This window comes from Bradyrhizobium brasilense, assembly GCF_029714345.1.
Lineage (GTDB): Bacteria > Pseudomonadota > Alphaproteobacteria > Rhizobiales > Xanthobacteraceae > Bradyrhizobium > Bradyrhizobium australafricanum.
The window spans coordinates 163093-178987 of record NZ_CP121669.1; the positions used below are offsets into that span (position 1 = coordinate 163093).

The 15895-nt window shown below is 65.3% G+C and carries 13 protein-coding genes; 5 read left to right on the forward strand and 8 right to left on the reverse strand.

Annotation, left to right across the window (positions count from 1 at the left end):
- Positions 1–194: 194 nt before the first annotated feature.
- The gene (locus QA635_RS00740) at positions 195–1076 is read left to right on the forward strand and encodes a YiiX/YebB-like N1pC/P60 family cysteine hydrolase (protein ID WP_225163638.1); all 882 of its coding nucleotides are present in this window, start codon (positions 195–197) and stop codon (positions 1074–1076) included.
- A gap of 3 nt (positions 1077–1079) precedes the next feature.
- Here the strand turns inward: QA635_RS00740 and QA635_RS00745 are convergent, their stop codons facing one another.
- Positions 1080–3284, reverse strand: coding sequence for a TonB-dependent receptor (locus tag QA635_RS00745; protein ID WP_425249114.1), 2205 nt, complete (start codon positions 3282–3284; stop codon positions 1080–1082).
- A gap of 147 nt (positions 3285–3431) precedes the next feature.
- Between QA635_RS00745 and nikR the strand changes: the two genes are divergently transcribed.
- The gene (gene nikR / locus QA635_RS00750; RefSeq protein WP_225163637.1) at positions 3432–3869 is read left to right on the forward strand and encodes a nickel-responsive transcriptional regulator NikR; all 438 of its coding nucleotides are present in this window, start codon (positions 3432–3434) and stop codon (positions 3867–3869) included.
- A 112-nt stretch (positions 3870–3981) separates the two neighbouring features.
- On the opposite strand, the gene QA635_RS00755 is transcribed toward nikR, so the two are convergent.
- Both QA635_RS00755 and QA635_RS00760 read right to left on the reverse strand, forming a co-directional pair.
- Positions 3982–4929: a hydroxymethylglutaryl-CoA lyase gene (locus QA635_RS00755; RefSeq protein ID WP_283066201.1), complete on the reverse strand. Its 948-nt coding sequence runs from the start codon at positions 4927–4929 to the stop codon at positions 3982–3984.
- Positions 4930–4936: 7 nt separating this feature from the next.
- Positions 4937–6106 (reverse strand): CaiB/BaiF CoA transferase family protein, encoded by a 1170-nt coding sequence (locus QA635_RS00760; protein ID WP_283066203.1) that lies wholly within the window; start codon positions 6104–6106, stop codon positions 4937–4939.
- A gap of 169 nt (positions 6107–6275) precedes the next feature.
- Here QA635_RS00760 and QA635_RS00765 point away from each other — a divergent pair, with 169 nt between their 5' ends.
- The 3 genes from QA635_RS00765 (at position 6276) to QA635_RS00775 (ending at position 9821) form a co-directional block, all read left to right on the forward strand.
- On the forward strand, positions 6276–7199 hold the full coding sequence (locus QA635_RS00765; RefSeq protein WP_283066205.1) for a LysR family transcriptional regulator: 924 nt from the start codon (positions 6276–6278) through the stop codon (positions 7197–7199).
- A 352-nt stretch (positions 7200–7551) separates the two neighbouring features.
- A complete protein-coding gene (locus QA635_RS00770) occupies positions 7552–8964 on the forward strand; it encodes an MFS transporter (RefSeq protein WP_283066207.1) in 1413 nt (470 codons plus the stop codon).
- Between the two features lie 104 nt (positions 8965–9068).
- Positions 9069–9821, forward strand: a complete 753-nt coding sequence (locus QA635_RS00775; protein WP_283066209.1) for a sulfate transporter family protein — start codon at positions 9069–9071, stop codon at positions 9819–9821.
- On the opposite strand, the gene QA635_RS00780 is transcribed toward QA635_RS00775, so the two are convergent.
- The 5 genes from QA635_RS00780 to QA635_RS00800 all read right to left on the reverse strand — a co-directional run bounded on the left by QA635_RS00780 (position 9818) and on the right by QA635_RS00800 (position 15855).
- Positions 9818–11383 (reverse strand): DHA2 family efflux MFS transporter permease subunit, encoded by a 1566-nt coding sequence (locus QA635_RS00780; protein WP_425249115.1) that lies wholly within the window; start codon positions 11381–11383, stop codon positions 9818–9820. The genes QA635_RS00775 and QA635_RS00780 overlap by 4 nt on opposite strands.
- Positions 11380–11892, reverse strand: a complete 513-nt coding sequence (locus QA635_RS00785) for an isoprenylcysteine carboxyl methyltransferase family protein (protein ID WP_283066211.1) — start codon at positions 11890–11892, stop codon at positions 11380–11382. The genes QA635_RS00780 and QA635_RS00785 overlap by 4 nt, the downstream gene beginning before the upstream one ends.
- Complete coding sequence (locus tag QA635_RS00790) at positions 11889–12941, reverse strand: type III polyketide synthase (protein WP_283072135.1); 1053 nt, start codon at positions 12939–12941, stop codon at positions 11889–11891. The genes QA635_RS00785 and QA635_RS00790 overlap by 4 nt, the downstream gene beginning before the upstream one ends.
- A gap of 153 nt (positions 12942–13094) precedes the next feature.
- Entirely contained in the window at positions 13095–14723 is a 1629-nt protein-coding gene (locus tag QA635_RS00795; RefSeq protein ID WP_283066213.1) for an MFS transporter, read from the reverse strand.
- The gene (locus QA635_RS00800) at positions 14710–15855 is read right to left on the reverse strand and encodes an HlyD family secretion protein (protein ID WP_283066215.1); all 1146 of its coding nucleotides are present in this window, start codon (positions 15853–15855) and stop codon (positions 14710–14712) included. Before QA635_RS00800 ends, QA635_RS00795 begins: the two co-directional genes overlap by 14 nt.
- Positions 15856–15895: the final 40 nt, after the last annotated feature.

The following is a 15895-nucleotide window of genomic DNA, read 5'->3' on the forward strand; positions in this document are numbered from 1 at the left end:
AGCTTCTGGCATGGTTTCCGGGGACTTGCGGAGAACAGGAACGCTTCGCGAACTGTGCCGCATCTCACCGACCGCAGCAACCATCATGGTAAATCAATCATGATTGATCCGCCGATGGCATGAACTAAATTGCAACAGCTTGCGACCATGATTAAGTGAAACACAAGCGGTCATAGAACCGCTGGGGGGAATCCATGGGCGTAATGCTCGATACCGTCGGTAAATGGATCGCGGGGTACCTGCAGAAGGAAGTCCCCGGCTACGAGCCGTTCACGCCGAGCGACCCGGACCATCTGCGGAGCATCATGCAGCCCGGCGACGTGCTGCTGGTCGAAGGCAACAACCGGATTTCCGGCATCATCAAATACCTCACGCAGTCGACCTGGTCGCACGCCGCGCTGTTTGTCGGACCGATCGACGGCGCGTTCGAGCCTGACGGCGAACAGCATGTGCTGATCGAGGCCAATATCGGCGAGGGCGTGACCTCAGCGCCGCTGTCGAAATATCTCGCCTACCACACCCGCCTCTGCCGTCCGGTCGGCCTGTCGTTCGAGGACCGCACCACGGTGTGCCGCTACGCCATCAACCGCATCGGCTTCGGCTACGACACCAAGAACATCGTCGATCTCGCGCGCTATCTGTTTCCGCTGCCGATCCCGCAGCGCTGGCGCCGCCGCATGATCGCGTTCGGCTCCGGCGATCCGACCAAGATCATCTGCTCGGCGCTGATCGCGCAGGCGTTCGACGCCGTGCGCTATCCGATCCTGCCCAAGATCACGCGCGCCGCCAGCCGCAAGGCGCGCCGCGAGATCCTGCATATCCGCGATTCCTCGCTCTACATGCCGCGCGACTTCGACATCTCGCCCTATTTCGAAGTCGTCAAACCCACCATCGTGCACGGTTTCGACTATACGGCCCTGCACTGGGCCGACAAGCAGAAGCCGCTCCAGGAGGTGGCGGGCGAATTCGGTGTGTTTCCGGAACGTAAGTCGCCGCCGCTTGTTCCTGAAGCGACTGACGAAGAGACGGCGCTTCCGGCTGCGGAAATGACCGCGGAAAATCGCGCGCCGGTGTGACGATCAGAATGTTGCCGCAAGCGTCAGCCGAACGGCAAGCGGCTCGGCAGGATGCACATGGCGGTCGGCGACGCCATCGATCGGTTCGCCCGGCAGCCGCGACAGATAGTAGTATTCGATCTGGTTGGTTTGCGCGTTGAAGAGATTGAGGACGTCGAGCTGCAGCCGCATCCCGTTGTCGAATTTGTAGCCGCCGCGGGCGTTGACGATGAATGACGACAGCGAGCGCACGCTGTCATCCTCGATCAGCGGGCGCGGGCCGAAATAGCGGGCGCGCAGGCTGCCGAACCAGCCGGTGTCGCGGCCGAAGGTGACGCCACCGCTGGCAACCCACGCCGGCGCACCCGGAATGAAATTGCTGGCCGGATCGACATCCGTGAAGCGGGCGCGGGTATAGGCGAGATCGAAATCAAAACTCATCCACGGCCGGAGCTTGTACTGGTTGGTCCACTCGACGCCGACGCGCCGGCTCGGGCGGCTCGGTTCAGTGGTGCCGGCATCGCCGACGAACAGCAGCTCGGAATCGAAGTCGAGCACGAACACCGCGAGCGACGAAGTGAGGCCGTCGATCGCCCTGGTGCGGATGCCGAGCTCGGCGCCCTTTGAGCGCACCAGCAGCGGCACGCGCTCGAGCGGCGTCACCTTGTCATTGGGATCGACGGTGATGGTCGCGCCCCTGATGTCGTTGGAATGCAAGCCGAAGCCGGCATTGCCGTAGAACTCGGTCCTGGACCAGGGGCCGAGCACGATGCCGGCCTTCGGGCTCGTCATCGCCGCCTGCGCGTTGCCGGAATTCTGCGGCGTGTCGCTCAGCACATGGCCGGCGAAATAATCCTCGCGGATGCCGACCGTGGTGCGCAGCCAGTCGGTCCAACGCGCGGTGGTATCGGCCCACAGCGCGACGCTGCCTTCCTGCACCTGGTCGTTGCGCACGGTGGACAGGATCTCGCGCTGCACGGTCTTGAACAGGCCGACATTGATGTCGTCGTAGCGGGTCTGCACGCCGACCCGGGTCTGCGTATCGACGCCGGCGAAACGAAGGTCGAAGGCATGGCTGGCGTCGAGGCCATAGACGGTGCGCCTGTCGGTCTGGCTGAACTGGTCGCCGTTGACGGGGTCGTCGAGGAAATAGGTGAAGTTGTTGTCAAGCTGCAGCGAGGAGCGGATCACAAAGGCGTTGAGCTTGCTCTGCCCGTAGTCGCTGGACTGCGCCCAATTGCCGGACAGGCTGAAGCGGCTGGCCGTGCCGCCATCGGTCGGATCGAGCGTGCCATAACGGCCGATCAGGCCCTGGTCGATCGCACGTTGCGCGACCTGGTCGGTCGAGTTCCAGCCATTGGAATAGGCCATCGCGGTCAGCGAGAAACCGTCGGTCGCCGTGCCCTGGCTGTAGCGCAGCACGCTGTTGAGCTTGCGAATGTCGTCGGGCACGTCCCACGGGCCATTGTATTTGTTGGCCTCGAAGGCTGCGAGCAGCGTGCCATCGCCGGCCTTGGCCGAGCTGGCTGCCATCGCGCGCTGATAGCCGAAGCTGCCAACCGTCAGCTCGGCGATGCTCTTCGGCAGTCCGTTCAGATAATTGATGTCGACCGCGCCGGCGGAAGCGAAGTCGCCCTTGTCCGCGTAGTATGGACCCTTGCGGACGTCCATCGACCGGATCAGCTCCGGGATCAGGAAATTGATATCGGCATAGCCCTGGCCGTGACCGTGGGTCGGCATGTTGACCGGCATGCCGTCGACGGTGATGGCGAGGTCAGTGCCGTGATCGAGATTGAAGCCGCGCAGAAAATATTGATTGGCTTTGCCCTCGCCGGAATGCTGGGTGACGATCAGACCCGGCACCACCTCCAGAACTTCGCCGACGCGCGAGATCGGCCGCGCATTCACCTCGTCGCCGCTGATCTGCCGCGCGCTGGCGGCGGTCGGTTGCAGATCGGACGCGGACACGGTCGCCGAGCCGCCGGTGATTCCGTCGCTCGCAGCGGTGGGTTGGCTTGGTTGGAGCGCGGCAGGCTTGCGGCCGCCGCCGGCGACATGGCGCGGACGCCGGGACGGTCTGGCGTGCCTGGGTGGCGCCTGGTCCGGCAACGTTACCGTCACCGGCGGCAACTGGCCGGGCACGGTAGCGACCGCCTGCGCTTCGGCGGCCGGCGCGAATGCTGCAATGGATGCGGCGGCGGGAAATATCCGCCATGCAGTACGACGCAACGCCCATGCCCCCGCATGATACCTGTTACAGTCACGCGACGACCGCACCAGTCCAACCGACCCCGGCAAAGCGACGCTAGCAAGCACAGTATGACGTTACAAGAAAAATGTCATACCGCCAGGCAATCGAGCCACCACGGATATTCCATGCAACGTATCACCATCACCATCGAGGATGATCTGCTCGCGGAGATCGACGCCGCCGCCGAGGCGCGCGGCTATCAAAACCGCTCCGAGATCATCCGCGATCTCGCACGCGCCGGCTTGCAGCAGAGCGCGGAGAACACGCCGTCAGGGCAATGCGTCGCGGCGCTGGTCTATGTCTACGATCACGCCGCGCGCGACCTGTCAAAGCGGCTGGTGCAGAATTTCCACGGCCATCACGACCTGTCGCTGGCGACGCTGCATGTGCATCTCGACGACGACAGCTGCATGGAGGTGACGGCGCTGAAGGGCGCCAGCAGCGAGGTCCGGCATCTCGCCGATCACATCATCGCCGAGCGCGGTGTGCGTTACGGTCGCGTCGTGATGATCCCGACCGCTCCGGAGAAGAAGCCGCGCAAGCGGGGGCACGGGCACGATTGAGAGCGTGTCGTCTCGTAGCCCGGATGGAGCGCAGCGAAATCCGGGAAGCTCCGTCCGCGGGCGCGAGGCCCCGGATTGCGCTTCGCTCCATCCGGGCTACGCAATGAATACGCTACGCCGCCCTCGCCTTGGTGCCGCGCGGCAGGCCGGCGCGGGCGAGGCCGCCATAGAGCGCCTCGTTCGGCATCTCGGATTTCAGGATCGCGCGCACCTCGACCAGGCGATCGAGATCGATGCCGGTCGGAAATCCCTTGCTCTCGCAGAGAAAGACGAGGTCCTCGAACACGACATTGCCGGTGGCTCCCGGCGCGAACGGGCAGCCGCCGAGGCCGCCGAGCGAGCCGTCGAGCACGCGGGCGCCCTCGTCGAGCGCGGCGGAAGCATTCGCGATGCCCATGCCGCGGGTGTCGTGCAGATGCACGCAGACCGGCTTCGATCCCGCGATCTTCACCGCGCCCCGCGTCAGCTCGCCGACCTGCTTCGGCCCGGCATAACCCACCGTGTCCGCAATCGCGACCATGTCGACGCCGACCTCGTAGAGCTTCTCGGTGAGGCGCAGCACCTCGTTCGGATCGACGGGACCTACGATCGAGCAGCCCAGTGCCATCGAGATCGCGGCATTGACCAGCGGCTTGTGCGCGCTGGCATCGCGCAGCTCGCAAAGCCGCCTGATGTTCTCGATCGCGGATTCGCGCGAGCGGTTGGCATTGGCCTGGCTGTGCTCCTCGGTCGCCGACACCACCGACGCGATCTCGGCGACGCCGGAGGCCAGCGCCTCGTTGACGCCGCGCTCGTTCAGCGCCAGCGCAACGCCATGCGCCCCGGGCAGCGCGGCGATGGTGGCGACCACGTCGCGGACATCGACGAATTGCGGAAAGGTCTTGGCCGGCAGGAACGAGCCGACCTCGAAATGGCGGACGCCGGCGGCGTATTCGTCACGCACCCAGCGCGCTTTCGCCGTGGTCGACGGGAACGTCTTCACCAGCTGCAGGCCGTCGCGCAGGCCGACCTCGCGCAGGCTCACCCTGTCGTTCGGATAGATATCGTGGACGCGGGTCATGTCAGCCTCACGCAGCGTTTCCGGTTGATGAAATCTTCTGTTGTGCGAGCTCGGCGCGCACCGCTTCGGTATCGGCGCCGAGCACCGGCACCTTCAGACCTTCGCCGATATTGCGGCCGTTCCATTCGAGCGGCAGCGCGGGGACGCGGAACGGCTTGCCGTCGGCGTTCACGTTGTTGACCAGCCCGCCGGGACGCAGCACATGCGGATCCCCGAGCAGATCCTCCGGCCGGTTGATCGGCGAGAAGCAGATATTGAGCGCATCGAGCCTTGCCGAGAGGTCCGCCACGTTCCAGTCCTTGATCACCGCGGCAACGCGCGGAATGATCCGGTCGCGCGCCATGATGCGGTCCGTGGTCGAGCGCAGCGTCGGATCGTCGGCGAATTCCGTGAGGCCGAACTCGCGGCAGAAGCTCTGCCAATGACCTTCGGTGACGACGCCGATGAAGATGCGATCGCCGCCGGCGGTATCGAAGATGTCGTAGATCGGCCAGGCATGCTCGCGTTCCGGCATCGAGCGCGGCTTGCGCCCAGTCATCTCGTACTCGACCATGTGCTGGGCGACCAGGAACAGGCAGTTCTCGAACAGGCCGATGCGGATGTCGGCGCCATCAGCCTTGCCGCCACGCTTCTGATAGAGCGCGGCGAGGATCGAGATCACCCCGAACATGCCGCCCATGATGTCGTTGGCGGAGGAGCCGACGCGCTGCGGCTTGTCGCGCGTGCCGGTCATCGCGGCGAGCCCCGACATCATCTGCACGACCTCGTCGAGCGCCGGCCGATGATCGTAGGGACCGGACAGAAAGCCCTTGTGGCCGGCGATGATCAGCTGCGGATATTTTTGGCGAAGCTCCTCGGCGCCGAGCCCCTGCTTGTCGAGCTGACCGTCGCGAAAATTCTCCAGGAACACGTCGGCGCTGGCAAGCAGCCGGTGCATGGTATCGCGGTCCTCGGGCTTGGCGAAGTCGAGCACTACGCTGCGCTTGCCGCGGTTGAACAACGGAAAGAACGAGACGCCCATGCCGCCGAGCGAACGGGTCTTGTCGCCGGCGGGCGGTTCGACCTTGATCACCTCGGCGCCGAGTTGCGCCAGGATCATGCCGCAGGTCGGCCCCATCACCATGTGGGTCATCTCGACGACCCTCACGCCTTCCAGCGGCAGTCCGTTCCCGGTCATCGGTTTCTCCGTGCTCGTTGCGCTCTTGTTCTGACGCGTTTCTTCATGCGACCGGTACCCGTTTCGCTCGAAAACGCTTTGTGATCGGCGCAGGTTAGGCTTCCGCACGCTATCTGAAAAATATAATCTGTCGAATAGTGTATTCGTGGTTCTAGAACGCTGAACCGTCATGGATTCGCGCCAGCTTCGCTATTTCATCGCAGTTTACGAGCAGCGCAACCTGTCGCGGGCCGCGGACCAGGCCAATGTCGCGCAATCCGCGCTCAGCCACCACATCGCCAATCTGGAAGCTGAATTCGCCACGCCGCTGTTCGAGCGCAAGCCGCGCGGCATGGAACCGACTGCGGCAGGCGAGCGGCTCTATGAACATGCCCGCATCATCCTGCGCGCGATGGCGGCGGCCGAGCGCGAGATCAAGGAAGGCGCCAGCGTGATCGCCGGCGACATCTCGATCGGCATGGCCAATTCCGGGATGAAGGCGATCGGCGTGCCGCTGATGCGCACCGTGCTGACGAAATATCCGAACCTGAAGCTGTCGCTGACCGAGAGTCTCTCCGGCGCGACGCTGCTGCATCTGCTGAGCTCCGAGGTCGACCTCGCGCTGGTTTACAATCCGCCGTCGGAAAAGGACCTCATCGCCGAGCCGGTGCTGGAGGAGCAGATGTTCTGCGTCGGCACCGAGAAGCTGATCGGCAAGAAGACGCCAATTCCCTTCGAGGAGGTGACGCGGCTGCCGCTGATCCTGCTGCGGTACGGACTATCGGCGCGCGCGCTGCTGGATGATCCCGTGCTGCTGAAGCGGCTCGAGGCCAATGCGATCATGCACCTCAACTCGACCAGCGGCATGATCGGCGCGCTGACCGCGGGCTTGGGCTGCACGATCGCGACGACGCATTTCGTCAGTGAGCCGTTGAAGGCACGATCGCTGGTCGCGCGCGAAGTCATCGAGCCAAAGCTGACCCGCACCCTCTATCTTTGCCGCTTGCGCAACCGCCCGATGACCTACGTCATGGAGGAGATGTGCCGCCTGATCCGCGCCCTGATCGCAGACCAGGTGGGCCGCGGCGCCTGGGAGGCGACGCTTCTCATCTGAATGTATGACTCAGTGGTTGCATAGCAGGTTCGGTGTCGTCCCTGCCTAGTGCGCAATTGCGCACGGGAGCAGGGACCCATAACCACCGAACCGCAAAGTTGCGCACCAATGGGACGACGAGTCCCTTTCATGATACCCGCCGCGGAGTATGGGTCCCCGCTTTCGCAGGGACGACAGTTTTGAACAAGCTGTTTGACAGGTGAATCAAAGCAACCCTTCCCCCAGAGTTCGAAAATATCGAACGATTCCTTCGATATGTTCGTCTGGATTTCTGGCTTCCGGCTGCCAAACATGCGCGACCGGTACGCCTTCGCAAGAAGGGCGGCCGTTGCACCATTCGGGGAGGACCATCATGAGCGCCGTCGAACTCGGCTCGGTCGCCGATCTCGCCACCACGACAAGCGGACCCGACGAGATTTCGCGACGGCTCGAGGCGCTGCCCACCTCCGGCTACGTCTGGCGGCTGGTGATCCTGCTCTCGCTCGGCGGCTGCTTCGAAATCTACGACCTGTTCTTCACTGGCTATATCGCGCCGGGCCTTGCCCGCAGCGGATTGATGACCACGACGACCCAGGCGTTCTTCGGCTTCTCCGGGATCGGCGCCTTCGTCGCGGCGACCTTCGCCGGCCTGTTCATCGGCACGTTCTGCCTCGGCTTCCTCGCCGACCGTTTCGGGCGCAAGGCGGTCTTCACCTGGTCGCTGCTGTTCTACAGCGCCGCATCGGTGATCATGGCGTGCCAGACCACGCCCGGCGGCCTGCTGCTGTGGCGCTTCATCGCCGGGATCGGGATCGGCATCGAGGTCATCACCATCGACGCCTACATCACCGAGCTGGTGCCGAGCTGGATGCGTGGCCGGGCGTTTGCGATCAACCAGGCGGTGATGCTGTCGGCAGTGCCTGTTGTCGCCGCACTTGCTTGGTGGCTGGTGCCGCTCTCGCCTCACGGCATCGACGGCTGGCGCTGGGTGGTGCTGATCGGCGCCGCCGCCAGCATGATCATCTGGGTGCTGCGGCTCTACGTTCCGGAAAGCCCGCTCTGGCTGGCCCGCCATGGCCGCGCCGCCGAGGCCGAGCAGATCATGCGAACACTCGAGGCCGCATCGCCTGCGGCTGCGCCGCGCCCCGCTGCCACGGCGGCGATGGTGCCGGCACGTGCGCCGGCCGAGACCGGCTATGCCGACCTGTTCAGGCCGCCCTACGTCTCGCTCGTCGTGCTGTTCATGATCTTCAATCTCTGCCAGGCGTTCGGCGTCTACGGCTTCTCCAACTGGGTTCCGGCGCTCTTGGTGCAGAAGGGCATCAACGTCACCAAGAGCCTGCAATATTCCTTCATCATCGCCTTCGCCTATCCGCTCGCGCCGCTCCTGGCCGCGACCTTCGCCGACCGCTTCGAGCGCAAATGGATCATCTGCGGCGCGGCCGCCGCGATCTCGGTGTTCGGCCTCGCCTTCTCGCAGCTCACCGAGCCGGTGCTGCTGATCGCCAGCGGCGTGCTGGTGACGGGGGCCAACATGACGCTGTCCTACGCCTATCACGCCTACCAGACCGAGGTGTTCCCGACCGCGATCCGGGCGCGCGCCGCGGGCCTCGTCTATTCGATGAGCCGGCTCAGCGCGACCTTCTCCGGCTTCATCGTGGCGTTCATGCTGAAGGAGGCCGGCGTCGGCGGCGTGTTCGGCCTGATCACCGCGGCCATGGTCATCGTGATCATTGCTATCGGTGTCTGGGGGCCGAACGTCCGCGGCAGGCCGCTCGACGCCTAGAGGATTTCGTTCGAAAACGCTCTCACCGCGGCACAAACGGCACTTGCCGAAGCCATATTGGGTGTCTACCTCTCGCGGGTCATTTGTGCAGAGGTAACCCAGTCATGTTCGCCGCCGCCGTCAAGGCGCTTTCGCAAATCCTGTCGCCGCCGATGCGCTCGATCCTGTGGCGCTCGATCGGGCTTGCGCTGGTGCTGATCACCGTGCTGGCGATCGGCTTGCAGCGGCTGCTGAGCTGGTTTGCCGACTATGGAGAGGTCTGGGCCGAAGGCATGCTCGGCCCCAACTTCCATTCCACGCTGCACGTGCTGTCCTGGATCGTCTCGATCTCGGCGGGCCTTGGCGTCGTGCTCGGCGGCATCTTCCTGATGCCCGCGATCACCTCGCTGGTAGCGAGCCTGTTTGTCGACGACGTCGCAGACCATGTCGAGCGCGAGCATTATCCGGCCGACCATCCCGGCGTGGCGCTGCCGGTCACGCTCGCGACGATCGAGGGCGTCAAGACCGCGCTGCTGACGATCCTGGTCTATCTGGTCGCGCTGCCGTTCGTGCTGTTCGCGGGCGCGGGCTTCATCATCTTCTTCCTCGCGACCGCCTGGCTGCTCGGCCGCGAATATTTCGAGCTTGCGGCGATGCGGTTCCGCTCGCCCGATGACGCCAAGGCGATGCGCAAGGAGAACGCGGCGACAGTCTTTACCGCGGGCCTGTTCATCGCCGCCTTCGTCTCGATCCCGATCGTCAATCTGGCGACGCCGCTGTTCGGCATGGCGTTCATGGTGCACATGTACAAGCGGCTGTCGGGCCCGCGGCGCGAGCTGATCGAGCCGGCGCGGCGAACCAACGTGTCCTCGGTCTAGGTGGTATCCGGAAGCCCCGGCGGCGATGCCGATACCCGATCGCTTGCGAATGGCACGAGCAGCAGTCCGACGATCGCCACGCAGGCGAGCATCACCCATGCCTCGTTGACGGTGAGTGCGAGCGACGCCCGTTCGACCAACGGCCGGATGAACGTCACCGTGGCGTCGTCCGGCAGACCCGGCGGGCGGTCGATCAGCAACTTCGGATCGAGCCCGATCGCCTGCGCCGCGGTGACATCCCCCGCCAGCAGGCGCACGCGGAAATCCTCGCCATAGATCGGACTTCGCCCGTAGAGGATGGTATCGATCAGGGCGATCCCGATCGCGCCGCCCAGATTGCGCATCAGATTGAACAGTCCGCTGGCGTCGGCAATGTCCGCCTCCGGCAGGGCACCCAGCGCAATGCGCGTCGGTGGCAGCAGGCAGAACATGATCGCGACGCCGCGCACGACCTGCGGCCAGAACATCTCGCCAAAATCCGCCGTGCGCGGCTGAATGGCGCTCCAGGCGAGGCCGAGCGCGAACAAGGCGAAGCCCGCGCCGGTCAACCGCCGCGCGCCGACGCGGCTCTCCAGGACCGCCGCGAGCGGCGCCGCGGCGAGCTGCGCAACTCCCGTGACCAGCATGATCGTGCCGATCTCGAAGGCGTCATGGCGGCGGACGAAACCGAGGAATACCGGCATCAGATAGGTCGATCCATACAGCCCAACGCCGAGGCAAAAGCTCAGTGCGCAACCGATCGCGAACGGACGCCGCTTGAAAAGCGTCAATTGCGCGATCGGATCCACCGCGCGGAGCGTGCGCCGGATCAACAGCGCCATCCCGGCAATGCTTCCGATCAGCAGGCCGAGGCAAGGCATCGACGCCCAACCGCGTTGCGGCGCTTCCTTCAGACCGATCATGAAGCTTGCGAGCGTCGCTGCGAGGAGGACAAGCGACCATTTATCCAGTCTGGAGAACGCACGGAGCTGCACGCCTTCCCTCGGAAGCAGCAACGGCGTGACTGTGGCTGCCACCGTTCCCGGAACCAGATTGATCAGGAACAGCCATGGCCACGACCAGGTCTGCGTGATCCAGCCGCCAACGACGGGTCCAACGGTCGGCGCGAGCACCGCGACGACGCCGCCGATCGTGGCGGCTACCGGATGAAGCCGCGCCGGAAACAGCGTGAACACGGCGGAGAACACTGCGGGGATCAGCACGCCGCCGGAAAATCCCTGCAGCACGCGAAACGCCAGCAGCGCAGCAAAACCGCCGCTGAGGGCGCAGCCGACCGAGGCGACAGTGAAGAGGCTCACCGCAAGCGCAAACAGCCACCGCAACGACAGCGCGTGCGTGAGCAGGCCGGTCAGCGGGATCGCGATGACTTCCGCGATCAGATAGGCGGTCTGGATCCAGCTCATCGCCGCCGGCGAGATCGCAAGCGCGCGCTGGATCGTCGGCAACGAGGTTGCGACGACCTGGATGTCGAGAATCGCCATGAACATGCCGAAGCACATCAGGAGGAAGCCGGCCCAGGTCGCAGCCGATGGGCCGTCGGTTCGGTGATCCGCCTTGCTCATGGCGTGCTTGTGCGTGGCCATTCGGAAACGGAGAGCGCGCGGTTCTCGATCCGAATCCGGACCGCAAGCACCGCGAGATTGAGGAGGGTAAAGATCAGCGCCAATCGCGGCAGGTGGAGCGCGAGGGGAAGAAGTGCGATTTCACCGACCACGACGGCGTAGTTTGGATGCGGGAAATATCGGTACGGCCCGGATGCGACCAGCGGCGCGCCCGGCAGCACGACGATTCGCGTGGTCCATCGCGGCCCCAGCGCGACGAGGATCCATATCCGCAAGCCTTGCAGCACCAGGAAACCCGCCAGCGCGGCCAGATTGACGTCCTGGTCGCGGCCCCAGATCCACAGCGCGGTCAGCCAGCCGGCGTGAACCAGGACAATGAGCGGGTAGTGATTGGCGCCGACCTCGACCGCGCCTCGTGCGAGAAGCCGCTCGGTGTTGCGACGTGACAGCACGAGCTCGCCGAGACGCTGCAGCGTGACCAGCGAGAGGATGACCGACGCGAAGCTCACGCCGCGTGCCTGAGCGCAACGCAGCTGAGCGTGAAGCCCGGCCCGAGCGCCGTGAGCAGCGAGCGCGGCGGCAATCCCTTGGCGCAGGCTCGTTCGAGAACAAAGAGAACCGTCGGGCCCGACATGTTGCCGCAAGCCGCGATGACGTCGCGTTCGTGATCGAGCGTGCCCTGATCGAGCGCGAGTGCCCGCTCCAGCGCGGCGATGACCTTGGCGCCGCCGGGATGGCAGAGGAAGCGGTCGATATCATCGGCCGTCAGCTGCATCCGCGCGAGGATCTCGGCGACGGCCGGCCCAACATGGTCGCGGACGAAATCCGGAATGGTTCGCTGAAAGACCACGCCGAATCCTTCCGGATCGACCGTCCAGCCCATGATGTCGAGCGTATCCGGCCACAGCTTTTCGCCCGTCGCCTCGATCCGCGTCGCACCACCGTCCCCGGCGCGCAGCACGATCGCGGCCGCGCCATCGCCGAACAGGCTGGCCGCAACGATATTTGCCTTGGTGAGCTCATCGTGCCGGACCGCGAGCGTGCAGAGTTCGAGCGCAACCAGCAGCACGTTCACTCCCGGCCGCGCTTCGGCCAGCCGCGCCGCGATCGACAGGCCCGACACGCCGCCCGCGCAGCCCAGGCCGAACACCGGCACGCGCGACACATCCGTCCGCAGACCGAGCTTGCCGGCGACGCGCGCCTCCAGCGTCGGCGTGGCTATCCCCGTCGAGCACACCGTGACCACGATATCGATGTCCCGGCCGGTCAGGTCGGCGCGCGCAATCGCCTTGCGGGCCACGTCGACGTACAGCGTCTCCGCGCCCTCCAGGAACGCCAGCGTTCGCTCCGGCCAGCCGCGCCGTTCGAGATACCATTCGATCGGCTTGACGCCGTAGCGATGCTGGATGCCGGTGTTGGCGAACAGGCTGGAGAGCGTCTCGAATTCGGCATAGCGGTCGGCGAGGAGATTGCGCGCGGCCTGCAGGACCTGTCCCTGATGGAATAGATGCGGTGGAACCGCCGTCGCCAGGGAAACAAGCGCGGCCGTCTGCTTTATCTCGATCATCGTGGCTCCATTTCCCCCGCTCTTGGAACCGCGCGATGAGCAAAATATTTCAACACGCCTGCGACATCGCGCGGGCGCCGTATTCACTATAAATTGACCTGATAAGTTAACCTGGCGCCGATATCCGCGCCGCCGCTTCGCAAATCAGGAAGCGGTGGCGCCCAGCCTGCGCATCACGCTCTTCACCAAGCCGAGCGGCGCCGGCGACAACGGGCCCTGCGGCGCGCGCGTGATGAAGGCGACCAGGACCAGCGCGAGGATCGCGAGCCAGAAGCACAGCCAGAAGCCGTCGATATAGGCGAGCGTGTTGGCCTCGCGCTGCACCAGCGCCGCCAGCGTGCCGACGGCGCGCCCCGTCGCGGTCCCGATGCCGTGGCCGGAAAATTCACCTGCCAGCCGCTTCAGCAGGTTCACGACGTCGATATCGCCGTTCTGGATGTGCTGTCCGAGATAGTTGGAGTGGATCTGCTCGCGAACGCGCAGCCAGGTCCCCATCAGGGCGACGCCGATCTCGGCGCCGCCGAGGCGCATGATCTGGATATAGGCCGCGAACGCCGTCGCCCGCGACGGATCGGAATTCGACAGCGCCATGATGATGATCGGCAGCAGCGTGAACGCCTGCCCGATCGACGTGAGCAGGACGATGCCGACAAAGTCCTCGCGCGCCCAGACATGGCTCAGCTGCGTGCCCCAGAGATTGGCGGCCGCGAACGCCGAGAAGCCGAGCACCACGACGATGCGCGGATCGAGGTGGCGCAGCAGCAGAATCGAGATCGGCACCAGCACGAACATCGGCAGCGCGCCGTAGGTGAACAGCAGCACGCCCGACTGCTCCGGCCGCAGCGCGCCGACGGTGCCGAGGAAGTTCGGCACCAGCGACGAATTCGACAGGCTGGTCAGCGTGTACAGCAGGATGACGACCAGCGAGAGCCCGACGTTGCGCGAGAACAGCACGTTGAAATGCGCCCACGGCCGGCGCGCGACCATTTCGTTGATCATGAAGGCGACGATCAACAGCCCGCCGCCGATCAAGAGCGCCATCACCGTGCCTGACGAGAGCCAGTCCAACCGGTTGCCCTGATCGAGCCCGGCATAGACCATCGACACCCCGGCGCCGAGCAGCAGCATGCCGCCCCAATCGGCATGGTGCAGCAGGTCGCGATTAACCGGCTCGTTCGGCGTGCCGAGATACACCATCAGCCCCATCAGCGGCGCGATCACCACGCCCTGCCAATACAGCCACTGCCAGCCGAGATGCTCGACATAGAAACCGACCAGCGAGCTCGAGGAGTCGAGCGCGAAGCCGACGCGGATCGAGTACATCGCAATCGCCGGCAACCACCATCGGATCGGCAAATTGCGCAGGATGATCATCAGCGTCGCCGGCACGAAGGTGCCGAGCAGCATGCCGTGGGCTATGCTGAGCGCGATCAGCGTCGTGTAGTCGCGCACGAACGGGATGGTCAGCGAGACCACCGCATAGACCAGGCTCGGAATACCGAGCACCCGCCGCAGCCCGAATACGGTGGCAAGCCAGGCCACCGCAGGCGCGACGAAGATCTGCGAGCCGATGGCAGCCGTCGAGAGCCAGGCGCCCTCGTCGAAGCTGAGCGAGAACGCGCCGCGCAGATCGGGCAGGCCGACCGAGGTCAGTCGGCTGTCGAAATTCGCCAGGAACGCGCCGAGCAGCACGGCGACGACCGCGAACAGCGGATAGCGCGCGACGTCGCCGCGCGAGACCGGACCACGGTCGCGGTCGTCACTTTCCGCCATTGGCGACCGCCTCGCCGGTGTCGATCCGCGTGACGACCGACATGCCCGGCAGCAGGCGCTCGAGCAAGGGCTGGCCCTTGTCGAACTGGATCCGCACCGGAATGCGCTGCACCACCTTGGTGAAATTGCCGGTGGCGTTATCGGGCGGCAGCAGCGCGAATTGCGATCCGCTCGCCGGCGCGATGCGCTCGACGACGCCGCGCAGCTTCTGGCCCGCGAACGTATCCACGGTGACCTCGACCGGCTGGCCCGGCTTGACGTTGGTCAGCTGGGTCTCCTTGTAGTTGGCGATCACATAGACGTTCGGCAGCGGCACGACGTTGATCAGATTGGCGCCGATGTTGACGTAGTCGCCCGGCTGGACCTGGCGCTCGCCGGTGACGCCGTCGAACGGCGCGACGATCTTGGTGTAGCCAAGCTTGAGCTTGGCCGATGCCAATAGCGCCTTGGCGGCGTCGAGGTCGGCGGCACGCTGCTTCTTGGTGCCTTGCAGGACCTCGAGCTGATGGCGCTGCGCCGCGATCACAGCGCGGCTGGCGCGCACATCGGCTTCCGCCTTGGCGTAGGATGCGGTGGCCTGCTCGAGCCGCTGCCGCGTGCCGGCGTCGGTTTGCGACAGCGACTGCTGACGCTCTTCCTCCTGCCGTGCCAGGGTCTGCTGCGCCTCCGCGGACAGCCGCGCAGCTTCGGCCTGCGCGATGGTCGCATATTGCAGCTCGACCTGGTTGTTGAGGTTGTCGAGCACGGCCTGCGCACCGACCACGCCGGCCTCGGCCTGCGCCACCTGCGCCTGATAATCGGCGGGATCGATCTGCACCAAGAGATCGCCGGCCTTGACGCGCTGGAAATCGGAGACGCCGACGGTGAGCACCTCGCCGGACACGCGGCTGGAGAGCTGGGTCAATTCGGCGCGCACATAGGCATCATTGGTGGTCTGGATCGTGGCGCTGCCGACCCAGGCATCCCAGCGACTGGTCGCCACCGCGACGAACACCAGCGCGACGAGCACGGCAAACAGCGGAATCGCGAAACGGCTCCAGAAGCCGCTTGCCGAAGGTTGCGGCTTGGCAGGCGCCGCAGCAGGCGTGGTCTGGCTGGCGGGTGACGAACCATCTTCAACCTGCTCTGCCACACCACACTCCTCAAGCACGCGTACAAACGCCGGACGAACC